21 protein-coding genes are annotated in these 18357 nt (G+C 67.9%); 14 read left to right on the top strand and 7 right to left on the bottom strand.

The window, feature by feature from the left end; translation table 11 throughout:
* The first annotated feature begins 83 nt into the window (after positions 1 to 83).
* From ACIP5Y_RS29255 to ACIP5Y_RS29230, 6 genes are all read left to right on the top strand, one after another.
* Complete coding sequence (locus ACIP5Y_RS29255; RefSeq protein ID WP_400354862.1) at positions 84 to 986, top strand: helix-turn-helix domain-containing protein; 903 nt, start codon at positions 84 to 86, stop codon at positions 984 to 986.
* Positions 983 to 1180, top strand: coding sequence for a DUF397 domain-containing protein (locus tag ACIP5Y_RS29250; protein ID WP_400354860.1), 198 nt, complete (start codon positions 983 to 985; stop codon positions 1178 to 1180). The genes ACIP5Y_RS29255 and ACIP5Y_RS29250 overlap by 4 nt, the downstream gene beginning before the upstream one ends.
* Before the next feature lie 105 nt (positions 1181 to 1285).
* Entirely contained in the window at positions 1286 to 2329 is a 1044-nt protein-coding gene (locus ACIP5Y_RS29245; protein WP_400354858.1) for a fatty acid desaturase family protein, read from the top strand.
* A 37-nt stretch (positions 2330 to 2366) separates the two neighbouring features.
* Positions 2367 to 3113: a hypothetical protein gene (locus ACIP5Y_RS29240; protein WP_400354856.1), complete on the top strand. Its 747-nt coding sequence runs from the start codon at positions 2367 to 2369 to the stop codon at positions 3111 to 3113.
* A 49-nt stretch (positions 3114 to 3162) separates the two neighbouring features.
* Positions 3163 to 4440, top strand: coding sequence for an MFS transporter (locus tag ACIP5Y_RS29235; RefSeq protein ID WP_400354854.1), 1278 nt, complete (start codon positions 3163 to 3165; stop codon positions 4438 to 4440).
* On the top strand, positions 4358 to 4990 hold the full coding sequence (locus tag ACIP5Y_RS29230; protein WP_400354852.1) for a TetR/AcrR family transcriptional regulator: 633 nt from the start codon (positions 4358 to 4360) through the stop codon (positions 4988 to 4990). Before ACIP5Y_RS29235 ends, ACIP5Y_RS29230 begins: the two co-directional genes overlap by 83 nt.
* Here ACIP5Y_RS29230 and ACIP5Y_RS29225 read toward each other — a convergent pair.
* The 5 genes from ACIP5Y_RS29225 to ACIP5Y_RS29205 all read right to left on the bottom strand — a co-directional run bounded on the left by ACIP5Y_RS29225 (position 4919) and on the right by ACIP5Y_RS29205 (position 10170).
* Entirely contained in the window at positions 4919 to 5377 is a 459-nt protein-coding gene (locus ACIP5Y_RS29225) for a 4-oxalocrotonate tautomerase family protein (RefSeq protein WP_400354850.1), read from the bottom strand. The two genes, ACIP5Y_RS29230 and ACIP5Y_RS29225, sit on opposite strands and share 72 nt — an antisense overlap.
* An 82-nt stretch (positions 5378 to 5459) precedes the next feature.
* Complete coding sequence (locus ACIP5Y_RS29220; protein ID WP_400354848.1) at positions 5460 to 6296, bottom strand: SDR family oxidoreductase; 837 nt, start codon at positions 6294 to 6296, stop codon at positions 5460 to 5462.
* Between the two features lie 514 nt (positions 6297 to 6810).
* Complete coding sequence (locus ACIP5Y_RS29215) at positions 6811 to 7074, bottom strand: aldo/keto reductase (protein ID WP_400355849.1); 264 nt, start codon at positions 7072 to 7074, stop codon at positions 6811 to 6813.
* Between the two features lie 116 nt (positions 7075 to 7190).
* Positions 7191 to 8720, bottom strand: a complete 1530-nt coding sequence (locus ACIP5Y_RS29210) for a hypothetical protein (RefSeq protein WP_400354847.1) — start codon at positions 8718 to 8720, stop codon at positions 7191 to 7193.
* A 484-nt stretch (positions 8721 to 9204) separates the two neighbouring features.
* Positions 9205 to 10170 (bottom strand): quinone oxidoreductase family protein, encoded by a 966-nt coding sequence (locus tag ACIP5Y_RS29205; RefSeq protein WP_400354846.1) that lies wholly within the window; start codon positions 10168 to 10170, stop codon positions 9205 to 9207.
* Positions 10171 to 10256: 86 nt separating this feature from the next.
* Between ACIP5Y_RS29205 and ACIP5Y_RS29200 the strand changes: the two genes are divergently transcribed.
* Together ACIP5Y_RS29200 and ACIP5Y_RS29195 are read left to right on the top strand one after the other, a co-directional pair.
* Positions 10257 to 10607, top strand: coding sequence for a hypothetical protein (locus tag ACIP5Y_RS29200; protein ID WP_400354844.1), 351 nt, complete (start codon positions 10257 to 10259; stop codon positions 10605 to 10607).
* 41 nt (positions 10608 to 10648) lie between these two features.
* Positions 10649 to 11368, top strand: coding sequence for a GntR family transcriptional regulator (locus ACIP5Y_RS29195; protein WP_400354842.1), 720 nt, complete (start codon positions 10649 to 10651; stop codon positions 11366 to 11368).
* Positions 11369 to 11476: 108 nt separating this feature from the next.
* Here the strand turns inward: ACIP5Y_RS29195 and ACIP5Y_RS29190 are convergent, their stop codons facing one another.
* Positions 11477 to 11926 (bottom strand): PTS glucose transporter subunit IIA, encoded by a 450-nt coding sequence (locus tag ACIP5Y_RS29190; protein WP_397001785.1) that lies wholly within the window; start codon positions 11924 to 11926, stop codon positions 11477 to 11479.
* Between the two features lie 5 nt (positions 11927 to 11931).
* On the bottom strand, positions 11932 to 12162 hold the full coding sequence (locus ACIP5Y_RS29185) for a glucose PTS transporter subunit EIIB (RefSeq protein WP_400354840.1): 231 nt from the start codon (positions 12160 to 12162) through the stop codon (positions 11932 to 11934).
* 112 nt (positions 12163 to 12274) lie between these two features.
* On the opposite strand from ACIP5Y_RS29185, the gene ACIP5Y_RS29180 reads away from it, so the two are divergent.
* From ACIP5Y_RS29180 to ACIP5Y_RS29155, 6 genes are all read left to right on the top strand, one after another.
* Positions 12275 to 13498 (top strand): PTS transporter subunit EIIC, encoded by a 1224-nt coding sequence (locus ACIP5Y_RS29180; protein ID WP_400354838.1) that lies wholly within the window; start codon positions 12275 to 12277, stop codon positions 13496 to 13498.
* The gene (locus tag ACIP5Y_RS29175) at positions 13495 to 13758 is read left to right on the top strand and encodes an HPr family phosphocarrier protein (protein ID WP_400354836.1); all 264 of its coding nucleotides are present in this window, start codon (positions 13495 to 13497) and stop codon (positions 13756 to 13758) included. The genes ACIP5Y_RS29180 and ACIP5Y_RS29175 overlap by 4 nt, the downstream gene beginning before the upstream one ends.
* Before the next feature lie 163 nt (positions 13759 to 13921).
* Positions 13922 to 15562 (top strand): phosphoenolpyruvate--protein phosphotransferase, encoded by a 1641-nt coding sequence (ptsP, locus tag ACIP5Y_RS29170; RefSeq protein ID WP_400355847.1) that lies wholly within the window; start codon positions 13922 to 13924, stop codon positions 15560 to 15562.
* On the top strand, positions 15563 to 16729 hold the full coding sequence (locus ACIP5Y_RS29165; RefSeq protein ID WP_400354834.1) for an N-acetylglucosamine-6-phosphate deacetylase: 1167 nt from the start codon (positions 15563 to 15565) through the stop codon (positions 16727 to 16729). It begins immediately after the preceding gene.
* Positions 16717 to 17499 (top strand): glucosamine-6-phosphate deaminase, encoded by a 783-nt coding sequence (nagB, locus tag ACIP5Y_RS29160; RefSeq protein ID WP_400354832.1) that lies wholly within the window; start codon positions 16717 to 16719, stop codon positions 17497 to 17499. Before ACIP5Y_RS29165 ends, nagB begins: the two co-directional genes overlap by 13 nt.
* Positions 17500 to 17556: 57 nt before the next feature.
* Positions 17557 to 18357, top strand: a complete 801-nt coding sequence (locus ACIP5Y_RS29155; RefSeq protein WP_400354830.1) for a transporter substrate-binding domain-containing protein — start codon at positions 17557 to 17559, stop codon at positions 18355 to 18357.

Genomic DNA, 18357 nt, shown 5'->3' with positions numbered 1-18357 from the left:
GAAACCCCATGATGCGATGCGCTTCTGAGGTACACCCATAGGCAGATTCCAGCTGTTTGCACATTCGGAACGAGGGTGCGGCCATGCCTGAGACAGACGACACCACGTCGCCGACCCTGCTGCGACGGCAGCTCGGCCGGTTCCTCCGCGAGGCGCGGGAGGGCCGTGGGCTCTCGATCGCCAATGCGGCCAAAGAGGTCCAACTGAGTTTCAATGCCCTGCAACGCCTCGAGACCGGGCGCACGGTGAACCCGCGCAGGCAGGATGTGCGCGAACTGTGCTCGCTGTACGAGGTCGACGTCGAGGACACAGGCAAGGCGGTCGGCTTGGCCGCGCGCGCGGCGACAGCCAAGGACGAGGGTGGAGTCACGTCTCTGGGCGGTCTGTTCTCGGACGCGTTCAACATGTACGTGAGCATGGAACGGTCGGCATGGAAACTGATCTCCTATCAGGAGCTGATCCCGGGTCTGTTGCAGACCGCGGACTATGCCCGGGCGATGATCAGTGCTTTCTTCGCGGGTGGCAGCGAGGAAGAGATCGATCAGCGGGTACAGATCCGGCTCGACCGGCAGGTCATCGTCACCCGCAGGACTCGGCCGCTGAATCTGGATGTCCTGCTTCACGAATCGGCACTGCATCGCGTTATCGGCGGGCCGCGTGTGATGGCGATACAGCTTCGGCAGCTCGCCGAGATCAGCAAACAACCCAACGTATCCGTGCGGATACATCCGTTCTCGGCCGGATCGGTGTGGGGCCTGCCCGCAATCCCGTTCGTACTGTTGGACTTCGGCACCGACAGCAGGGGAATACCCGTCGAACCGCCCATCGTCTACCTCGACGGTGCGATGAGCAGCGACGTCTACATCGAGAAGCGCGAAGTCGTGCAGCGCTACCATGAATTCGCCGAGGCCGTGCGGCGCACCGCGCTGGATGAGGTCCGAACGCGAGACCTGCTACGGCAGGCGGCAAGGAGGTTCGAACAGTGACTGTCGACCTGTCCGCAGCTCGCTGGTTCAAGAGCACGTACAGCGAAACCAGCGGCCAGTGCGTGGAAGTCGCCTTTCTCGAGGGTGGTGCGGTCGGCGTCCGCGACTCCAAGAACGCTGACGGCCCTGCCCTCGTGTTCACTGCGGTGCAGTGGCACGCTTTCACCGCCGGCGTGCGAGACGGCGTGATCTGACCGCCGGTCGGCGTGCGTGGGGTCGGCTGTATCACACTGCAGTCCTATTCCATGCCATACCAAAGGGTTACAGGCAACGAGAATCCGGCCGATAGCTTCGGGTTCATGACGACATCCGCTCTGGCACCAGAGGCATTTCCACGGCCACCGCGGCGCGGCGCCGACGGCGATTACGCCCGCCTGTCGCGCCGCATCTCCGACGCGGGACTGATGAGCCGGCGTCCCGTCTACTACGCCGTCCGGCTCGGCCTCGTCGGGATCGCGTTCGCGGGCGGCTGGGCGGCGTTCTTCCTCATCGGCGACTCGTGGTGGACGCTGCTGGTCGCGGCGTTCATGGCGGTGACCTTCGCGCAGATCGCGCTCGTCATGCACGATGTCGCGCACCGGCAGGTCTTCCGGCTGCGGCAGCCGACGGAGTTGGTGGGACGGATCGTCGGCAATGCCGGTATAGGTCTGGGGTACGGGTGGTGGCAGGACAAGCACACCCGGCATCACGCCAATCCGAACCATGAGGAACTCGATCCCGATGTCGCGCCCGACATTCTGGTCTGGTCGCAACGGCAGGCGCGGGCCAGCCGCGGCATGGCTCGTGTCATAGGGAAGTCGCAGGCCTTCCTCTTCTTTCCCCTCCTTTTGCTGGAGGGGAAGAATCTCCATGTGGCCGGTGTCCGCGCGCTGAAGAATCGATCGGTCAAACATCGTGGCCTGGAAGGCGCACTGCTGTTCGGCCACTTCGCGATCTACCTGACCGCACTGTTCGCGGTGCTGCCCGCCGACAAAGCCTTGGTATTCATCGCCGTCCACCAGGGCCTGTTCGGCCTCTACATGGGCTGCATCTTCGCCCCGAACCACAAAGGCATGCCGACTCTCACCGGCGACGACCGCCCCGACTACCTCCGCCGCCAGGTGCTGACCTCCCGCAATGTGCGCGGCGGCACCCTGACCGACCTCGCCCTCGGCGGCCTCAATTACCAGATCGAACACCACCTCTTCCCGAGCATGCCGACCCCGAATCTCCGTCACGCCCAGGTGATCGTCCGCGACTACTGCGCCGAAATCGGTGTGCCCTACCACGAAACCGGCCTCATCTCCTCCTACGGCGAGGCCCTGAGACACCTGCACCACGTCGGCGTCCCACTCCGAAATTAGGGCGCGCCTCGGGGCGCGGGGCCGGACATAATGCGGCATGGGTATTTTCAGGCCGTCCTGCCCCGTGGGGGAGTTGGAGCGGCTCTGGGTCGAAGAGATGTCGAGCTGGTGCGTCACGCAGTTCGGGCCCAGGACCTTGCGGTCGCCGGTGATTCTGCCGACTTCGGATTTCTTCCCCGGCTCGTATCCCGAAACCTTGCCCGAGATTCGCTCGCTCGTCGATCGGGTGTGCGGATATATGGGGGTGCGGCGGGATCGCATTGTGGTGGAGGTGCATTCGAACGGGGCGATATTGCCGGATGCCCTGTTTCTGGAGGGGACTTCGCACGCCGAGGCCGGGCATTATCGGCTCGAACAAGGGCGTGCTGTGGTGTCGCTGGATATGGACCGGATGCGTTCGCCGGTCACGTTGATCGCCACCGTCGCCCACGAATTGGCGCACGAGCGGCTGCTGGGGGAGGACCGTATCGGCCGCGATCGGCGCGACGGGGAGGAGCTCACCGATCTGGTGACGGTGTATCTCGGGCTCGGTGTGTTCAATGCCAATGCGGCCTTCCAATTCTCGCAGAATGCGCGGGGCTGGCGTTCCCATCGCCTCGGCTACCTGTCACCACCGATGTTCGGATACGCGCTGGCCTGCTGGACCGTGCTGCGCGGCGACCCGAAACCCTTGTGGGCCAGGCATCTCGACACCAATCCCCGCGTGTACATGAAGCAGGGCCTCCGTTACCTGCGCGCGAACCCGGATGCCCTGCCCGGCTGTCAGGTGCGGGCGGATTCGTGAGCGAGCTCGACCATTGACAAGATGGTAACGGACGTTACCATCTTGCGTTATGGGCGATGAAGAGAACGCTGCGCCGGGACAAGGGAATTGGCGGGCGCGCACCGCGATCCTGACGTTGGGCGCCTTCGCGGTGGGAACCGACGGATATGTCCTCGTCGGACTGCTCCCCGAGATCAACCGCACCCTGCATGTCGGAATCGCCGCATCCGGTCAGCTGGTGAGCATCTTCGCGCTGGTGTACGCGCTGCTCTCACCGCTGCTGGCAACGGTCACCGGCAGGTGGCCGCGCCGGCGCGTGCTCGTCGCCGGGCTGATGCTGCTGGGCGCGGGAAACGCGGTCACCGCATTGGCGGACAACTACGGATTGGTGCTCGCCTCCCGCATATTGGCGGGTGCGGGCGCGGCGATGTTCACCGCGAGCGCGGTCGCCACCGCCGCACATCTGGCCGCCGACCGGCGCCGGGGGACGGCCATCGCCATGGTCACCGCCGGTTCGACGCTCTCACTCGTGCTGGGCGCTCCGCTGGGCACGGTCATCGGGAAAACGTGGGGCTGGCAAGCGGCCATCTGGTTCATCACCGCCATCGCGCTCACGGTCGCGGTGGCCATCGCGATCCTGTTGCCCGCCATCAGGATCGACCAGGATGTCGCACTGCGGCAACGTCTCGCGCCGCTGACCGATATGCGCGTACTGCGGGTCCTGGTGGTCACCTTGCTGGCCTTCATCGCGGTCTTCCTGCCCTTCACCTACATGAGCGCGGTCTTCGCGCCCGCGACCGGCGGCGACCAGAGCCGGATCGCCCTGCTGCTGATGGTCTTCGGAATCTTCGCGACCGGCGGAAATCTGCTGGCGGGCCGACTGGCCGACCGATACGACGCCCGGCTCGTCGTGATCGGCGCCACCTTGTCCATGGCCGTGGTGTTCCTCGTAATGGCAGGCGTGCGAGAGAGTTTCGCGGCCGTCGCCGTCATGCACGCGCTCAGCGGTTTCGTCTGCTTCTCCGTGATCGGACCGCAGCAGCATCGGATCATCGCCTTCGCGCCGCCGGGCGGTGCGCCGCTGGTGACCTCACTCAATCTGTCGACGGCATATCTGGGCAACTTCGCCTCCAGCGTCCTGGGCGCGGTCATCCTCTCCACCGCCGGCTCCCCGACCTGGATACTGCCCACAGCTGCGGTTTTCGCCATCACCGCGAGCGTGCTGGCATGGTCCACGCGGCCGCGCGGCGAGGTAATGTGGCGCCATGCCGGTCAGAACCGGATCGACGATCGATCCCGAAGCGACGCGGGCGCGAGTGCTGGACGTGGCGGCTCGGCTCTTCTATGAACGCAGCCTCGCCGCGGTGGGAATGCGTGAGATAGCGACGGAATCCAATGCCTCACAGCTGACCATCTACCGCTACTTCGGATCCAAGGAGGGATTGGCCGCCGCGGTGGTGCGTGAGCGCAGCGACCGCATCCACACTTGGCTGGAGGCCTCCCTCACCGACATCCCCCCGGGCCGCGACCGGGTGGTGGCCTTGTTCGACCTGTTGACGCGCTGGTTCGCCGAACAACGTTTCCGTGGTTGCGCGATCGTCAACTACGCCGCCGACAGTCGCGGCGATCAGCCCGTCACCGACGTCACCCGCCGCCACCTGCAGCGATACCGTGAGCTACTGGAACGGCTCCTGACCGAAACGGGCGTACCGGCACCCGAGCCCCTGGCCCGCCAACTTCTCCTCCTGATCGAGGGCGCCACCGTGGTGACCCAGATCGACGGCACCGGTGAGGCAGGCGCCGACGCCCGCATCGCAGCCGAATCCCTACTCGACGCGACTCTCTCCGCTGCCACTACCCGTCGCGGCGCTCTGCCCGACCGCCCAAGCCACGAGTGAGCCGCCGGTCAATCCCGCAAGACCCCAACCACTTTCAGCAGTCTCGCCGATCAGCACGAAAGTGCGTTCCGCCTGCGTCGGATCACCCGTTGTCCGCACGACGATCTCGGTGGCGTCTTGTATCAACTTCTCCCGAGCCTGCGCGCCGAGCCGTCCATACGGCGCGAGGATCTGAATTCGCACCGCACCCGCCGCCGCCGTCCCGAGTCCGCTGCGCACCGCCTCCACCGCATGCCGATGAAAGAAAACCCACGACTTCTCCAGCAGAAATGGCGTGGGTTCCAGCCCTTCGGCCCGCAATGCGACCCCGGCCAATTCCTCGGCCAGCACCGCCTGACTCTCCGCGCTGAACAAGCCCACTGGTGCATGGACGTCGATCGATGGCACGTTCCCGGCCTCCTCGAAGTTGCGAAATATCCGTCCCGTCAACGAACTCGGGGCCGTCCGAATTCCGCACGGGCCGATCTGGTCAGGCCTCGAGGTCGGCCTTGTGGGCGCGGATCCAGTCGCGATAGTTGGCGGGCGCGCGGCCGGTGAGGTCGGTGACCGTGGAGAGTACCGCTGATTCGTCGAGGGAGCCTCGGGAGTAGAAGTCCATGAAGGCGTCGGCGTACGCCTTGGGCATCTGGGTGAGGTAGTCGGCGTAGGTCTCTTCGTCGGTCAGGGCGATGACCGACAGTGGACGGGCCAGCTCTTCGGCGAGGATGGCGATCTGGTCTGCGGGCGTGAGGGATTCGGGGCCGCTCAGGGTGTAGGTGCGGCCCGCGTGCTCGTCGGAGGTGAGGGCCGCCGCGGCGGCCGCGCCGATATCGGCGGGATCGATGACGGCGGTGGGGACATGCGCGAAAGGCAGACGCAGTTCGTCCCCGGCGCGGAGTTGCGGGAGCCAGCGAAAGGTGTTGGACATGAACGACGCAGGGCGCAGGATCGTCCAGGACAGGCCGGAAGCGGTGGCGAGATCCTCGGCCTGGGCCATCATGGCGGTGACGGCGTTGGTGAGATCGCGGGAACCGGCCGACCCGCCGGAAAGCTGCACCAGCCGTGGGACTTCAGCTCCCACGGCGGCGGCGAGAAGCTCGGCATTACCGGTGTAGCCCGGCAGCAGGAAGATGCCCTGGACACCTTCCACGGCGGGGACCAGCGTCGCGGCATCGTCGAGATCGCCGATGACATGCTCCGTTCCCGCAGGGAGGCCCGCAGCGGCACGGGCATCGCGCAGGACAGCGCGAACCGGGTAACCGCCCGCCCGCAACGCCCGCACAACCTCGGATCCGACATTGCCGGTCGCACCGGTCACCAAGTACATCGCACACTCCTCATCGCACCGAAAGCCCTGCGCCGCAGATCCTTCCGGTCACCTCCGGGCGTGATCAAGACGGAATCCGCACATGATCATGCAGGAAACGAACACGATCGTCCGACCTAACCTGTTGCGACCGTCTCTTTTCCGCCGCGCCGGCGACCGGGAATCCGCTGCGAGCCCCAACGCTTCTGGTGCCAGCGATTTCCTCGTCTCGTGCCGTGCGGGCGCCGGTGACTAGCTTTCTGCGAGCAAGAACGCTTGGACCAAAAGGAGATCTGACCTATGCCTATCCCCGTCCGTACCGCCGTAGCGGCCGTAACGATATTTGCGGGTCTGCTCGCTCCGGCCGCCGTGGCTGCCGCTGAGCCCGTAACGCTCACACCCGCGCCTCCGCAGCAACACACGACAGCGGTTGCCGGTGCCCCCGGTACGGGATCGTTCACCTCGCCGCCGGCAGGCTCGGCGTCCGGTTGCCCGGAACTCGGCGGTCCGCCGATCTGCGGAGGCTGATCGGCGTTCAGGAATGCGCTGACATGCGGCGCAGGGCTTCGTGCGGGAAGCCCAGATCTATGGCGCTCACCTCGGCCAAGCGGGCCTGGTGTTTCGCGTCCAGTTCGGCGTCGAGGGCACCACCGGAATTCGGGTCGCCGGGCCGGGTGGCCATCGAGTATTTGGTGGCGATCACCGGCTGCTCGCTCCGGGATTGCGCGAAGTCGCCGATCAGCTGTTCGGCGGTGCCGTCGGTGTAGCCGTTGGCCGTGTCAACGGCCCAGCGGGCGATAGCTGTCGAGATCCGTCATCGGCTTTCCCCCTTGGGATTTCGATTCTCGTATCCCATCGAGTCTCACGCCGCGGGCAGGGTGTAGTACCCGTTTTTCGCGATCGGCCGAATCTCGTTCAGTTGCAGGGCTGTAGCGGGAAGCAGGCGGGGGCGTCGGTGGTCGAGGGGATGGTCGGATCGGCCGAAGTGGTCGTCGTGACCTGCTCGACGGAGGTCTGATTCGCGGGCTTCTGCTTGTTGCCGCCACCACTGCTGCTGTGGCCGGTGCAGGCCACCGCGATGATGAGGACGAGTACGACCAGCACCAGGCCCAGCACGACCGGCAGATCGCGGCGCCGGCGGCGTGACCCCCGGGCCCGGGTGGACTCCTGCTCCTGCCAGGTGGGGAGCCCGGGCGCCCCGGGCGCTGCGGAATAGCTTTGCTGCGCAGCGGTTTGCGTGGGCTGTCCGTACCCGGCCGGGGCTCCGGAGGGCGATTGACCGTAACCGCCCTGCGGCGCCTGCGCGTATCCGGGCGGTCGTGCGCCCGGTACGGCCTGCGCGTACCCGGCCGGTGGTTCGCCCGATGCGGATTGTCCGTATGCGCCGGGTGCCTGCGCGGGCCGGCCGTATCCGGCGGGACTCCCGCCCTGCGGGGATTGCGCGTAGCCGCCGAGACCTCCCTGCGGAGGTTGCCCGGAGCCTGCGGGCTGTCCGGCCGCCGGAGCGCCGGATCCCGTCGAAGCGGAGGCGGGCTTGTGATATCCACCCAGCGGCGCAGGCATTCCGGATGGGGGAGTGCCCTGGTGTTCCCGCGATTCGGAGGTGCCCGCCACGGCCCGCAAGGCCGCCGCGGCCGCCGCCGCACCCGTGACGCCCACGACCGCCGCGGCCCGTCCCGGGGACGAACCCTGCTGTCCGGCAGGAACATCACGCCCGGCGCTCTCGGCCGGCACGCCCGGCACCACAGGCGGTGTGGCAGGCCGCACCGGTTCCACCGGAACCGATGGCACCACCACGGTCGGTGCCGCGGCGAGTGGCGGTGCGGCGGAGCGTGCGGTCTCCGGCGCCGGGAAGCCCTCGGAGACCAGGTCGGAATAGGTTGCCGCGGCGGCGAATCCGAGCGCGCCCAGCGCCTGCCCGACCTGTGCGGCATCCCAGGACGGGTCCGCGCCCTCGGCGAGTTTGGTGAAGTAGGCCCGCAGCGAGGACGGCCCATCGCCGATCAGCACATCGATACCCGCTGGCAGCGGCCCCTTTTCGAGTTTCACCCGGCTGCCCAGCTGCGGTACCAGCAGGACCAGTCCGCTGACCGGGACATGCTCGCGTCCGGGCGCGGAACGCAATTGGTGGGCCAGATCGACGGTTTGGCGCCGGACCCGTTCGAGCGGGTCGGCGTCCCCGTCGATGGGTGCGGGTTTGCCGTCGACGGTCCAGGGTTCGTCCTGGGCGCAGGTGAGGGTTCCATTGACACGTTCGGTGAAACCGTGCACCCCGACGACCACGCAGGTCTGCGGCGTCCACACCACGACATCGGCGTCCTGGCACTGCACCACCGCGATACCGGGCACCGCGTGCGGCCCACTCCACGACTTGAGCCAGTTCACCACGGTGCGCTCGGTGCTCGACAGCCGCGACGGGTCGTCGTTACGAACCTTCACCAACATAACCGGACCACCTCTGACCGATGCTTCTACCTGCCGGCCGCCCAACCCTTCGCCGCGACCACCTTACGGTGTCCCGGTGACAGGTCGCGGCGAATCGTCTTGCGCGGCAGCAAGATCATTGTCCATGGTCCGGGGCATTGTCGCGCCCGGGGCTGGCTACCGGCCGTTCAACGAGCCATGAAACCGACATACCTGTCAGATTGGACAGCGGGTCCGGGTGTCGCCGGCGGCCTCGCAGGTACGCCGTGCGTTGGCGGGTTCGCCGTCGTCAGAGGTGGTTTCCGGGATGATCCCCGGCCTATGTGGGTCCCGGGTCCCGGCCGGTCCGATGCCGTCGGTGCCGGTATCGGCACCGACGGCGAGCAGGGTGGTGTGCCGCCCCGGAACGCATCGAACAATCGGACGGACCGGTCGTTCCGGTCAATCGATGGTGAGGTGAGTCCGACCGGCTCGGTGGCGCCCCGGCGGACTCGGGGACGGTCCGTCAGGGCAGGAGCACGATGGAGCCGGTGGTCTTGCGGCCCTCCAGATCCCGGTGCGCCTGCTCGGCCTGCGCCAGCGGATAGCTGGCACCGACCCGGATGTGCAGTGTGCCGTCCGCGATGGCGTTCATGATGTCGCCTGCACGCCACAGCAATTCGGCGCGATCGCGGGTGTAGTGCGCCAGCGTCGGGCGCGTCACGAACAAGGATCCCGCGGCATTGAGCCGCTGCAGATCGAACGGCGGCACCGGCCCGCTCGCCCCGCCGAACAGCGCCAGCATGCCGCGGATGCGCAGCGACGCCAGGCTCGCCTCGAAGGTGTCCTTGCCGACGCCGTCATAGGCCGCCGCCACACCCACGCCACCGGTGAGTTCCCGGACGCGCGTGGCGATCTCGTCGTCGTAGCGCAGCACCTCGGCAGCGCCCGCATCCCGCGACAGCTTCTCCTTCTCATCGGTGGAGACCGTGGTGATGACGCGGACCCCGCGCGCGGACAGCAGCTGGGTCAGGATCAGCCCCACGCCGCCCGCGCCCGCGTGCACCAGCACCGCCTCGCCCGGCTCGGGCCGGTAGATGGATTCGATGAGGTAGTGCGCCGTCATACCCTGCAGCAGCGCCGAAGCCGCCACCGGCGGTTGCACCCCATCCGGCACCGGAATCGCGACCGCCGCGGAGACCAGCACCTTTTCGGCATAACTGCCCGGCGCGGTCGCCCACGCGACCCGGTCGCCCGGCTGGAAGTCGGTGACATCCGGCGCCACCGCGGTCACCACGCCCGAGCCCTCCGCCCCGGGGAGGTAGGGCACGGGAGTCGGGTAGCGCCCCGTGCGAATGTAGGTGTCGATGAAGTTGATCCCGATGGCCTCGGTCTCGACCAGCAGCTGACCGGGCCCGACCGTCGGATCCGGGACCTCCACGAGTCGCAGTACTTCGGGACCACCGTGCTCGGAAACCTCGATTGCGCGCATGGATCCGAGTCTTCCACTTCGCCGCTCGAGTGTGAGATGCGCGGCGGCTCATGGACTCCGTTTTACCGATGGGTAAACTCCACCTCATGAGCGCTACCACCGCCCCGGCACCAGCGAAGTTGTCGCCGTCCGTTGTCGATTCCGTGAAGGGCTTCGTCGTCGAGCACGGCGGATCGGCCACCGCGGTGCTGCAGCCCATCGGCCGTATCGGCGTCCGCGTCACCCTGGTCGGCGCGGACGGCATTCTCGGTGACCGCGTCGTCGGTGATCTCGAGGCCGCCAAGGCGCTGGTCGAGACCGTCGACGGGCTGACCGCGACCGAGGAGTGGAACCGCGAGCTGGTTTCCAAGGTCACCCCGCGCAAGGGCCACTGGGCCAAGATGGCCGGGTGGGTCGCGCATCAGAGCCGATTCCCCAAGGCGCGCAACGAGAAGTGACCGCGCCCGCAAGTGGGGGCGATAAGGATCAAAGGATTATCGTGGCCGGCCGCGTGACCAAACAGGCGCAGCTGCGCTCGGCACTGACCACCCTGTGCGCGACGCTGCGCCCGGGGGAGATGTTGCCGAGCGAACGCCAGCTGTGCGACGACTATCAGGTCAGCCGCATGACCGTGCGGGAAGTGCTGGGCCAGCTGGAAACCGACGGTGTCATCACCCGGGTCCCGGGCAAGGGCACCTTCGTGGCGGAGCGGGTAGCGCGTTCGCGCCTGCACATGGCCTCGTTCTCCGACGATATGCGCCGCCTGGGCCGGACGCCGAGCACCGTTGTGCTGCATTCGGATCATGCGGTGCCGCCGCAGGCCACGGTGACCGCGCTCGGCCTCGCGACCAATGAGATGGCCTTCCATCTGGTGCGGTTGCGGTTGGCCGACGGTTTGCCCATGTCCATCGATGACGGCTGGTACCGCGCCGAACTGGTGCCGGGTCTGCTGGAACGCGATCTGACGCAGTCGCTGTACGCGCTCTTCGCCAAGGAGTACGACTGCCCCATCGACCGTGCCGAGCAGAGTGTGCGCGCGGTGGCGGCCGATGAGCGCAATGCCGGCTGGCTGGGCACCGAAACCGGGTCTCCGCTACTGGCTTTCGACCGCATCTCGTATTCGCGGGACCGGCCGGTGGAGCACGCGCAGTCCTGGTACCGGTCGGACCGCTACCAGGTCTACATGACCGTCTCCGCGGAGGACAGCCAGAACGCCTGAGCCGCAACGGTTCCGATGCTCACGGACACGGTGTTCATCGACAGAGCGGCGGGCCGCCTCCCCGAGGGAGGTGGCCCGCCGTTTGCCGATATGCGGTTCGGATGGCGCTCAGACCGAGTAGAGCACCGCGCCCGTGGTGACGGGCCCGGTGACGGCGGCCGGAATCGAGCCCGGCGCCGAGTCCATCACCACCACCGGTACCGCGGCGCTGAGGCCGAGGCGGCGGACGGCATTGGGGGAGAACACGACCAGCGGATCGCCGGCCTCCACGCGGGTGCCCTCGGCGGCCTTGACCTCGAACAGTTCGGGCTTGCCGACGGTGTCGATGCCGACGTGGAGGAGCACGCCCGTACCGGAATCGGATACGATGACGGCGGCGTGCGGGTGCAGTTTCACGATCGATCCCGAGATGGGTGCGACCACGGTGACCTGGTCATCCGTATCCGCGGGTTCGATGGCGAGGCCCGCCCCGACCATCTCCGCGGCGAAGACCGGATCGGGGACTTCGGACAGGGGGATGGCGGTGCCGTCCAGGGGCGCCAGGATATCGATGCTCACGGTGGTCAGATCAGGTCGTTGATGTCTTCGGCGAGGGCGTCGGCCGTCGGTCCGACCACGACCTGTACGGCGTTACCCATCTTGACAACGCCGTGCGCGCCGGCGGTCTTGAGTGCTTTCTCGTCGACCAGGCTGGCGTCCTTGATTTCGCAGCGCAGGCGGGTGATACAGCCCTCCACCTCCACAATGTTGTCTGCGCCACCCAGGCCTGCGACGATCTGATCAGCTTTGGACATCGTTCCTCCGTGCGTGTCGAGTAGACAAAACTGGTTATAACCAGTATATCTCTGGTTATAACCAGTCACCAATTCGCTGCGTGACGCTATTCACAGACCGAGGACCACCGCCATGGCCGATGCCGCCCAGAGCGTTCGCAAGAAGCTCGATCTATCCGGACTGCAAAAGCTCGGCCGCAGCCTGATGCTGCCGATTGCCACGCTACCCGCTGCCGGCCTGTTGCTACGGCTGGGACAGGACGACATGCTCGGCCGTTGGTCGGCCCTGAAAACTGTCGCCGCTGTCCTCGCCGGCGCCGGCGGCGCACTCATCGACAACCTGCCCCTGCTGTTCGCGGTCGGCATCGCCATCGGCTGGGCCAAGAAGGCCGACGGTTCCACCGCACTCGCCGCGGTCGTCGGATACCTCGCCTTCAACGGCGTCCTCAAAGCCATGTCCTCGGTCGTGCTTTCGGGCAAGACCGACGCCAAGGGCGCGCAGGAACTGGTGGACTTCGGAGTCCTCGGCGGCATCGTCATGGGCCTGACCGCCGCGATCCTCTGGCAGCGCTACCACCGCACCCAGTTGCCGGATTATCTCGGCTTCTTCGCCGGCCGCCGTCTGGTGCCCATCCTGACGGCCTGCGCGGCAGTGGTCATCGGCGTACTCATGTCGTTCATCTACCCCGCCTTCCACTCCGGCCTGACCTGGCTCGGCAACACCGTCGCCGACAACGCCGTCGTGGGTGGCGGCATCTTCGGGTTCGTCAACCGGCTGCTGCTGCCGCTGGGCCTGCACCACATCATCAACCTGGTGGTCTGGTTCACCATCGGCGACTACCACGGCGTGCACGGCGACATCCCGCGCTTCCTGGCGGGCGATCCGCACGCGGGCACCTTCATGACCGGCTTCTTCCCGATCATGATGTTCGGCCTGCCCGCCGCGGCACTGGCCATCTGGCGCACCGCCAAGCCCGAGAACAAGAAGCTCGTCGGCGGCATCATGCTCTCGACCGCGCTGACCTCCTTCGTCACCGGAATCACCGAGCCCCTGGAGTTCTCGTTCATCTTCGTGGCCTGGCCGCTGCTGCTCATCCACGCGATCTTCACCGGAACCTCGCTGGCACTGTGCAATTGGCTCGGCATCCACGACGGATTCAACTTCTCCGCGGGCGGCATCGACTTCCTGCTGAACTTCGGCAAGGCCACCCACCCGCTGCTGCTCATCCCCATCGGCCTGGGCTACGCGGCGCTGTACTACTTCACCTTCAGCTTCATCATCAAGCGCTGGAACCTGCGCACCCCCGGCCGTGAAGACGACGAGGCCGAAACCGAAAAGGAGAACATCGCCCAATGATCACGCGCACCGCTGTCGTTGCGTCCAAGAGCGGGCTGCACGCCCGTCCTGCCGCGCTCTTCGTGAAGGCCGCCGGTGAAGCCGGTGTGCCCGTGCAGATCTCGAAGGACGGCAAGGACCCCGTCGCCGCCAACAGCATGCTGCAGGTGATGACCCTCGGCGTGAAGCAGGGCGACACCGTCACCCTGCACGCCGAGGACGGCGCCGACGCGGCGCTGGACAAGCTGGTCGGGATGCTGGAGACCGATCTTGACGGGTGAAGCAGACGGCGCCGCTGATACCAGCGGCGCCGGTAATACCCAGGGCGTCGGTCAGGGCAATGGCGTCGGCGATATCGAGGCCGCCAGCCACCGCGCGGCGGCCGGTCAGGGCAAGGGCGTCGTTGATTCCCAGGGCGGCGGCGAGGGCAAGGCCGCCGGTGTCATCCGGGGCGTCGCCGCCGCCCCGGGCCTGGCCGTCGGACCGGTGAAGTGGCTGGCGTCCGCGCCGGTCACCAGCCCCGACGATGCCCGCGGCGCCGACACCGACGCCGAAATCGCTCGCGCCGAAAAGGCTTTCGAGACCGTGTCCGGGCGCTATTCCGCCCAGGCGCTGGAGGCGAAGGGCCCGGCCGCCGACATCCTGTTCATGACCTCGGCCCTGGCCGGGGATCCGGCGCTGCTGGATCAGGTGCGCTCGGGCATCGGATCCGGTCAGCCCACGGCGCATGCGGTGACATTGGCGGTCGGGCACTTCGGTGAGCAGCTGGCCGCGCTCGGCGGCATGATGGCCGAACGCGCCTCGGACCTGCGGGACGTCGGACAGCGCGTGGTGGCCGAACTGCTCGGCGTGGATCCGCCCGGAATCCCGGACAGCACAACGCCTTTCGTGCTCGCCGCGCAGGATCTGGCGCCCGCGGACACCGCGACCCTGGACCCGGAAAAGGTCGTCGGCCTGCTCACCGTGGCCGGCGGACCCACCTCGCACACCGCGATTCTGGCCAAGGCCCTGGGCATTCCGGCCGTGGTGGCCTGCCCGGGCGCAGCCGAAATCGCGGAGGGCGCCGAGGTGGTGCTCGACGGCACCGCCGGCACGGTCGAACTCGACCCGAGCGCGCAGCGCCGCGAGGAAGTCCTGGCCGCTCGCGCCCGTCAGGCCGACGCGCCCACCGGGCCCGGTCGCACCTCCGACGGGCACGCGGTGCCGCTGCTGGCCAACGTGGGCAGCGCCGCCGACGCGCAGCTCGCGGTCGATCTCGGCGCCGAGGGTGTGGGCCTGTTCCGCACGGAATTCCTTTTCCTGGACCGCAAGTCGGCGCCCACCGTCGCCGAGCAGACCGAACAGTACGCCGAGATCTTCCGCATCATGGGCGACCGGCCCGTCACCGTCCGCACGCTCGACGCGGGCTCGGACAAGCCGCTGCCGTTCCTGAACCTGCCGGCGGAGGAGAACCCCGCGCTGGGTGTGCGCGGACTGCGGTTGAGCAGCGTCGATGAGGGGGCGCTGCTCGACCAGCTCGGGGCGATCGAGGCCGCGCGCAAGGCCACCGGGGCCACGGTCAAGGTGATGGCGCCCATGGTCGCCACCGCCGAGGAAGCGAGCTACTTCGCCGCCAAGGCCGCGGATGCCGGTATCGATACCCGCGGCATCATGGTCGAAATCCCTGCTGCCGCAATCCGTTCCGAGCAGCTGGGCGCCGAGGTGGACTTTTTCTCCATCGGCACCAACGACCTGTCGCAGTACCTGTTCGGTGCGGACCGCATGTCCTCCGGCCTGGCGCCGCTGCACAATCCGTGGCAGCCCGCCCTGGCCGCCACCATCGCCATGGTGGTCGCGGGCGCGAACAAGCGCGGTGTGAAGGTCGGCGTCTGCGGCGAATCGGCGTCCAATCCCGAATTCGCCTGTGTGCTGGTCGGTCTCGGCATCGAAACGCTGTCCATGGCGCCACGATCCCTGGCCGGGGTGCGCGCGCGGCTCGCCGCCGTGACGCTGGAGCAATGCAAAACAGCGGCCGCGGCGGTGCTAGCCGCCCGCACTGCCGAGGAAGCCGCCACGGCGGCCCGCACCGCACTCGGGGCGATATAGGTGAGAACGACACTGCGCGGCCGGGTCGTCACTCTCACCGAGGCGGGCGAACTCGCCGACGGTGTGGTCTCGTTCGACGGCCCGCGCCTCGACTATGTCGGCCCGGCCGCGGGATTCGGCGGTGACCTGCCCGAACCCGCGGACGAGCCGGCCATCGTGCTGCCCGGCCTCATCGATGTGCACTGCCACGGCGGTGGCGGATACGGCTTCCCCGAAACCGATGCCGACGGCGTGCTCGCGGCCGCGAACTTCCATCGCGGCCGCGGCACCACCACCCTGGTGGCGTCCCTGGTATCGGCCACGGAAACCGAACTGCGCGAACGCATCGACATCCTCGGCAAGGCCATCGACGACGGCCTGCTCGCGGGCATCCACCTCGAAGGCCCGTTCATCAGCGAACATCGGCGCGGCGCCCACAATCCGGACCGCATCGTGCCCGGTGACCCCGCCATGCTGGAACGGCTCATCGACCATGCCGGCGGCCGGATCGTCTCGGTCACCATCGCGCCCGAGACCGAGCGATTCGACGAACTCGCCGACGTGCTCGCCGCCGCGAATGTGGTGCTGTCCCTGGGCCATACCGTCGCCGACTACGAGCATTCGGTGCACGCCATCCGGCGCGGCCGGCGGGTCTCGATCACCCACCTGTTCAATGCCATGCCCGAGCTCGCGCACCGCGACGCCAACTTCCTCACCGCCGCCATGGCCGCGGCCGGGCGCGGTGACGTGGTGGCCGAGGTCATCGGCGACGGCGTACATCTCGCCGACGGCACCGTGCGCATGGTGTTCGACACCATCGGCCCCGACAACCTGGCCCTCATCACCGACGCCATGGCCGCCGCCGGCGAACCCGACGGCCGCTACCAGCTCGGTAGTTTGGATGTCGTGGTGAAGGACGGTGTATCCCGGCTCTACGACCCGCACGGCGAGGGCGCCATCGCGGGCGGCACCGCGACCGCCGCGGATGTGCTGCGCCGCACCGTCTTCCACGCCGGCGTGCCGCTCACCGCCGCCGCCACGGCCGCCGCCGCCACGCCTGCCCGCCTGCTCGGGCTCGCCGATCGAGTCGGCGCCCTGCACGCCGGTATGCAGGCCGACGTGCTCGTCACCAACCCGCTGCTCACCCCAACCACCGTGTACAAGGACGGACGCCCATGGAACTCGTGATCACCGACAATGCGGCCGAAGCCGGTGTGCTGGCCGGGCGCATCATGGCCGACCATGTGCGCCGCGGCGCCCGCGCCATCGGCCTGGCCACCGGCTCCTCACCGCTGGGGGCCTACCGGGAACTCATCCGGCAGTACCGCGACGAGGGCCTGAGTTTCGCCGGGGTGCAGGCATATCTGCTCGACGAGTACATCGGGCTGCCGGTAGGTCATCCGCAGTCGTACCGGCAGTTCATTCGCGACGAATTCACCTCACACGTGGACTTCGACGACGCCTCGGTGCACAGCCCCGACGGGAATGCCACCGACATTCCGGCCGCCGCCGCCGAATACGAGCGCGGCATCGCCAAGAACGGACCGGTCTCGGTGCAGATTCTGGGGATCGGGGCCAACGGGCACATCGGGTTCAACGAGCCCGGCTCCTCGCTGCGCTCCCGGACTCGCGTCAAGACGCTGACCCCGAAGACCCGCGAGGACAATGCGCGGTTCTTCGAGGACGACCTGGCGCAGGTGCCCACACACGTACTCACCCAGGGGCTGGGCACCATCAGCGATGCCGATCACCTGCTCATGGTGGCCACGGGCGCCGGCAAAGCCGATGCGGTGGCGGCAGCCGTCGAAGGCCCGGTCTCGGCGTTCTGCCCGGCCTCGATCCTGCAGATGCACCCGCACGTCACGGTGATCGTGGACCCGGAGGCGGCCGCGAAACTGCAGGCCGTCGAGTACTACCGGTTCGCGGTCGCGAACAAGCCGTCCTGGCAGAGCTTCTGACCGACAGAGTTTCCGACGCTCTCGAGCCGGCTGCGGCTCTCGAGTAATCTAGGGCGCGTGCGCAAACCGCTGCGGCTCTGGCCGATTCTGAACACGGTACTGGCAGGCTGGCTGATCGCCGCCGGATCGGCCGGTCCCGCCGCCGCGGACGCCGCGCCCTCGCGACTGCTGAGCGTGCCGCAGTCGGGAGTGCTGCGGGTGTGCACGACCGGGGACTACCCGCCCTACACCCTGCGCGGCGCGGACGGCGGCTACCAGGGCGTCGACATCACCCTCGCCACCGACCTGGCGTCGGTCCTGCACGCTGTGCCGCAATGGGTTCCGACCACGTGGGGCACCCTGACCACCGATTTCCCCGCACACTGCGATATCGCGGTCGGCGGGATCTCCGATACCGCCGACCGCCGCCGGGTGGCCGACTATTCGGTCGCGCTCACCACCGACGGCAAGACGCCGGTCACCCGCCGCAGCTCCGGCGACGCCTACAGCACCGTCGACGAGATCAACCAGCCGGGCGTACGGGTCATCGTGAATCCCGGTGGCACCAATGAGAAGTTCGCGCGCGCCAACTTCCCGAATGCGCAGATCGCGGTGTGGCCGGACAACCTCACCATCTACGACCAGCTGGAACAGGGCAAGGCCGACGTGTTCGTCACCGACTCCATCGAGGGACGGTACCGCCAGCGCACCCACCCGGACCTGCAGGTGCTGCACCCGGACCGGCCCTTCGACTCCGCGACCAAGGCGTACCTGCTGCCGCGCGGCGACACCGCCTTCGACGCCGTGGTGAACGCGTGGCTGGAACTCCAGATCCGCAGCGGCAGAACCACCCAGCTGCTGAACGGGTGGATCGGCTGA

The organism is Nocardia sp. NPDC088792 (assembly GCF_044750615.1).
Taxonomy (GTDB): domain Bacteria; phylum Actinomycetota; class Actinomycetes; order Mycobacteriales; family Mycobacteriaceae; genus Nocardia.
This window is presented reverse-complemented; position numbering and strand designations above follow the sequence as displayed.

Bases quoted from the DNA above. Each gene is read 5' to 3' on its own strand.
- ACIP5Y_RS29205 (WP_400354846.1), bottom strand. From the start codon at position 10,170: ATGCGCGCAATCGAGGTTTCCGAGCACGGTGGTCCCGAAGTACTGCGA.
- ACIP5Y_RS29200 (WP_400354844.1), top strand. From the start codon at position 10,257: ATGAGCGCTACCACCGCCCCGGCACCAGCGAAGTTGTCGCCGTCCGTT.
- ACIP5Y_RS29235 (WP_400354854.1), top strand. From the start codon at position 3,163: ATGGGCGATGAAGAGAACGCTGCGCCGGGACAAGGGAATTGGCGGGCG.
- ACIP5Y_RS29175 (WP_400354836.1), top strand. From the start codon at position 13,495: ATGATCACGCGCACCGCTGTCGTTGCGTCCAAGAGCGGGCTGCACGCC.
- nagB (WP_400354832.1), top strand. From the start codon at position 16,717: ATGGAACTCGTGATCACCGACAATGCGGCCGAAGCCGGTGTGCTGGCC.
- ACIP5Y_RS29240 (WP_400354856.1), top strand. From the start codon at position 2,367: ATGGGTATTTTCAGGCCGTCCTGCCCCGTGGGGGAGTTGGAGCGGCTC.
- ACIP5Y_RS29255 (WP_400354862.1), top strand. From the start codon at position 84: ATGCCTGAGACAGACGACACCACGTCGCCGACCCTGCTGCGACGGCAG.
- ACIP5Y_RS29245 (WP_400354858.1), top strand. From the start codon at position 1,286: ATGACGACATCCGCTCTGGCACCAGAGGCATTTCCACGGCCACCGCGG.
- ACIP5Y_RS29230 (WP_400354852.1), top strand. From the start codon at position 4,358: ATGCCGGTCAGAACCGGATCGACGATCGATCCCGAAGCGACGCGGGCG.
- ACIP5Y_RS29220 (WP_400354848.1), bottom strand. From the start codon at position 6,296: ATGTACTTGGTGACCGGTGCGACCGGCAATGTCGGATCCGAGGTTGTG.
- ACIP5Y_RS29210 (WP_400354847.1), bottom strand. From the start codon at position 8,720: ATGTTGGTGAAGGTTCGTAACGACGACCCGTCGCGGCTGTCGAGCACC.
- ACIP5Y_RS29185 (WP_400354840.1), bottom strand. From the start codon at position 12,162: ATGTCCAAAGCTGATCAGATCGTCGCAGGCCTGGGTGGCGCAGACAAC.
- ACIP5Y_RS29180 (WP_400354838.1), top strand. From the start codon at position 12,275: ATGGCCGATGCCGCCCAGAGCGTTCGCAAGAAGCTCGATCTATCCGGA.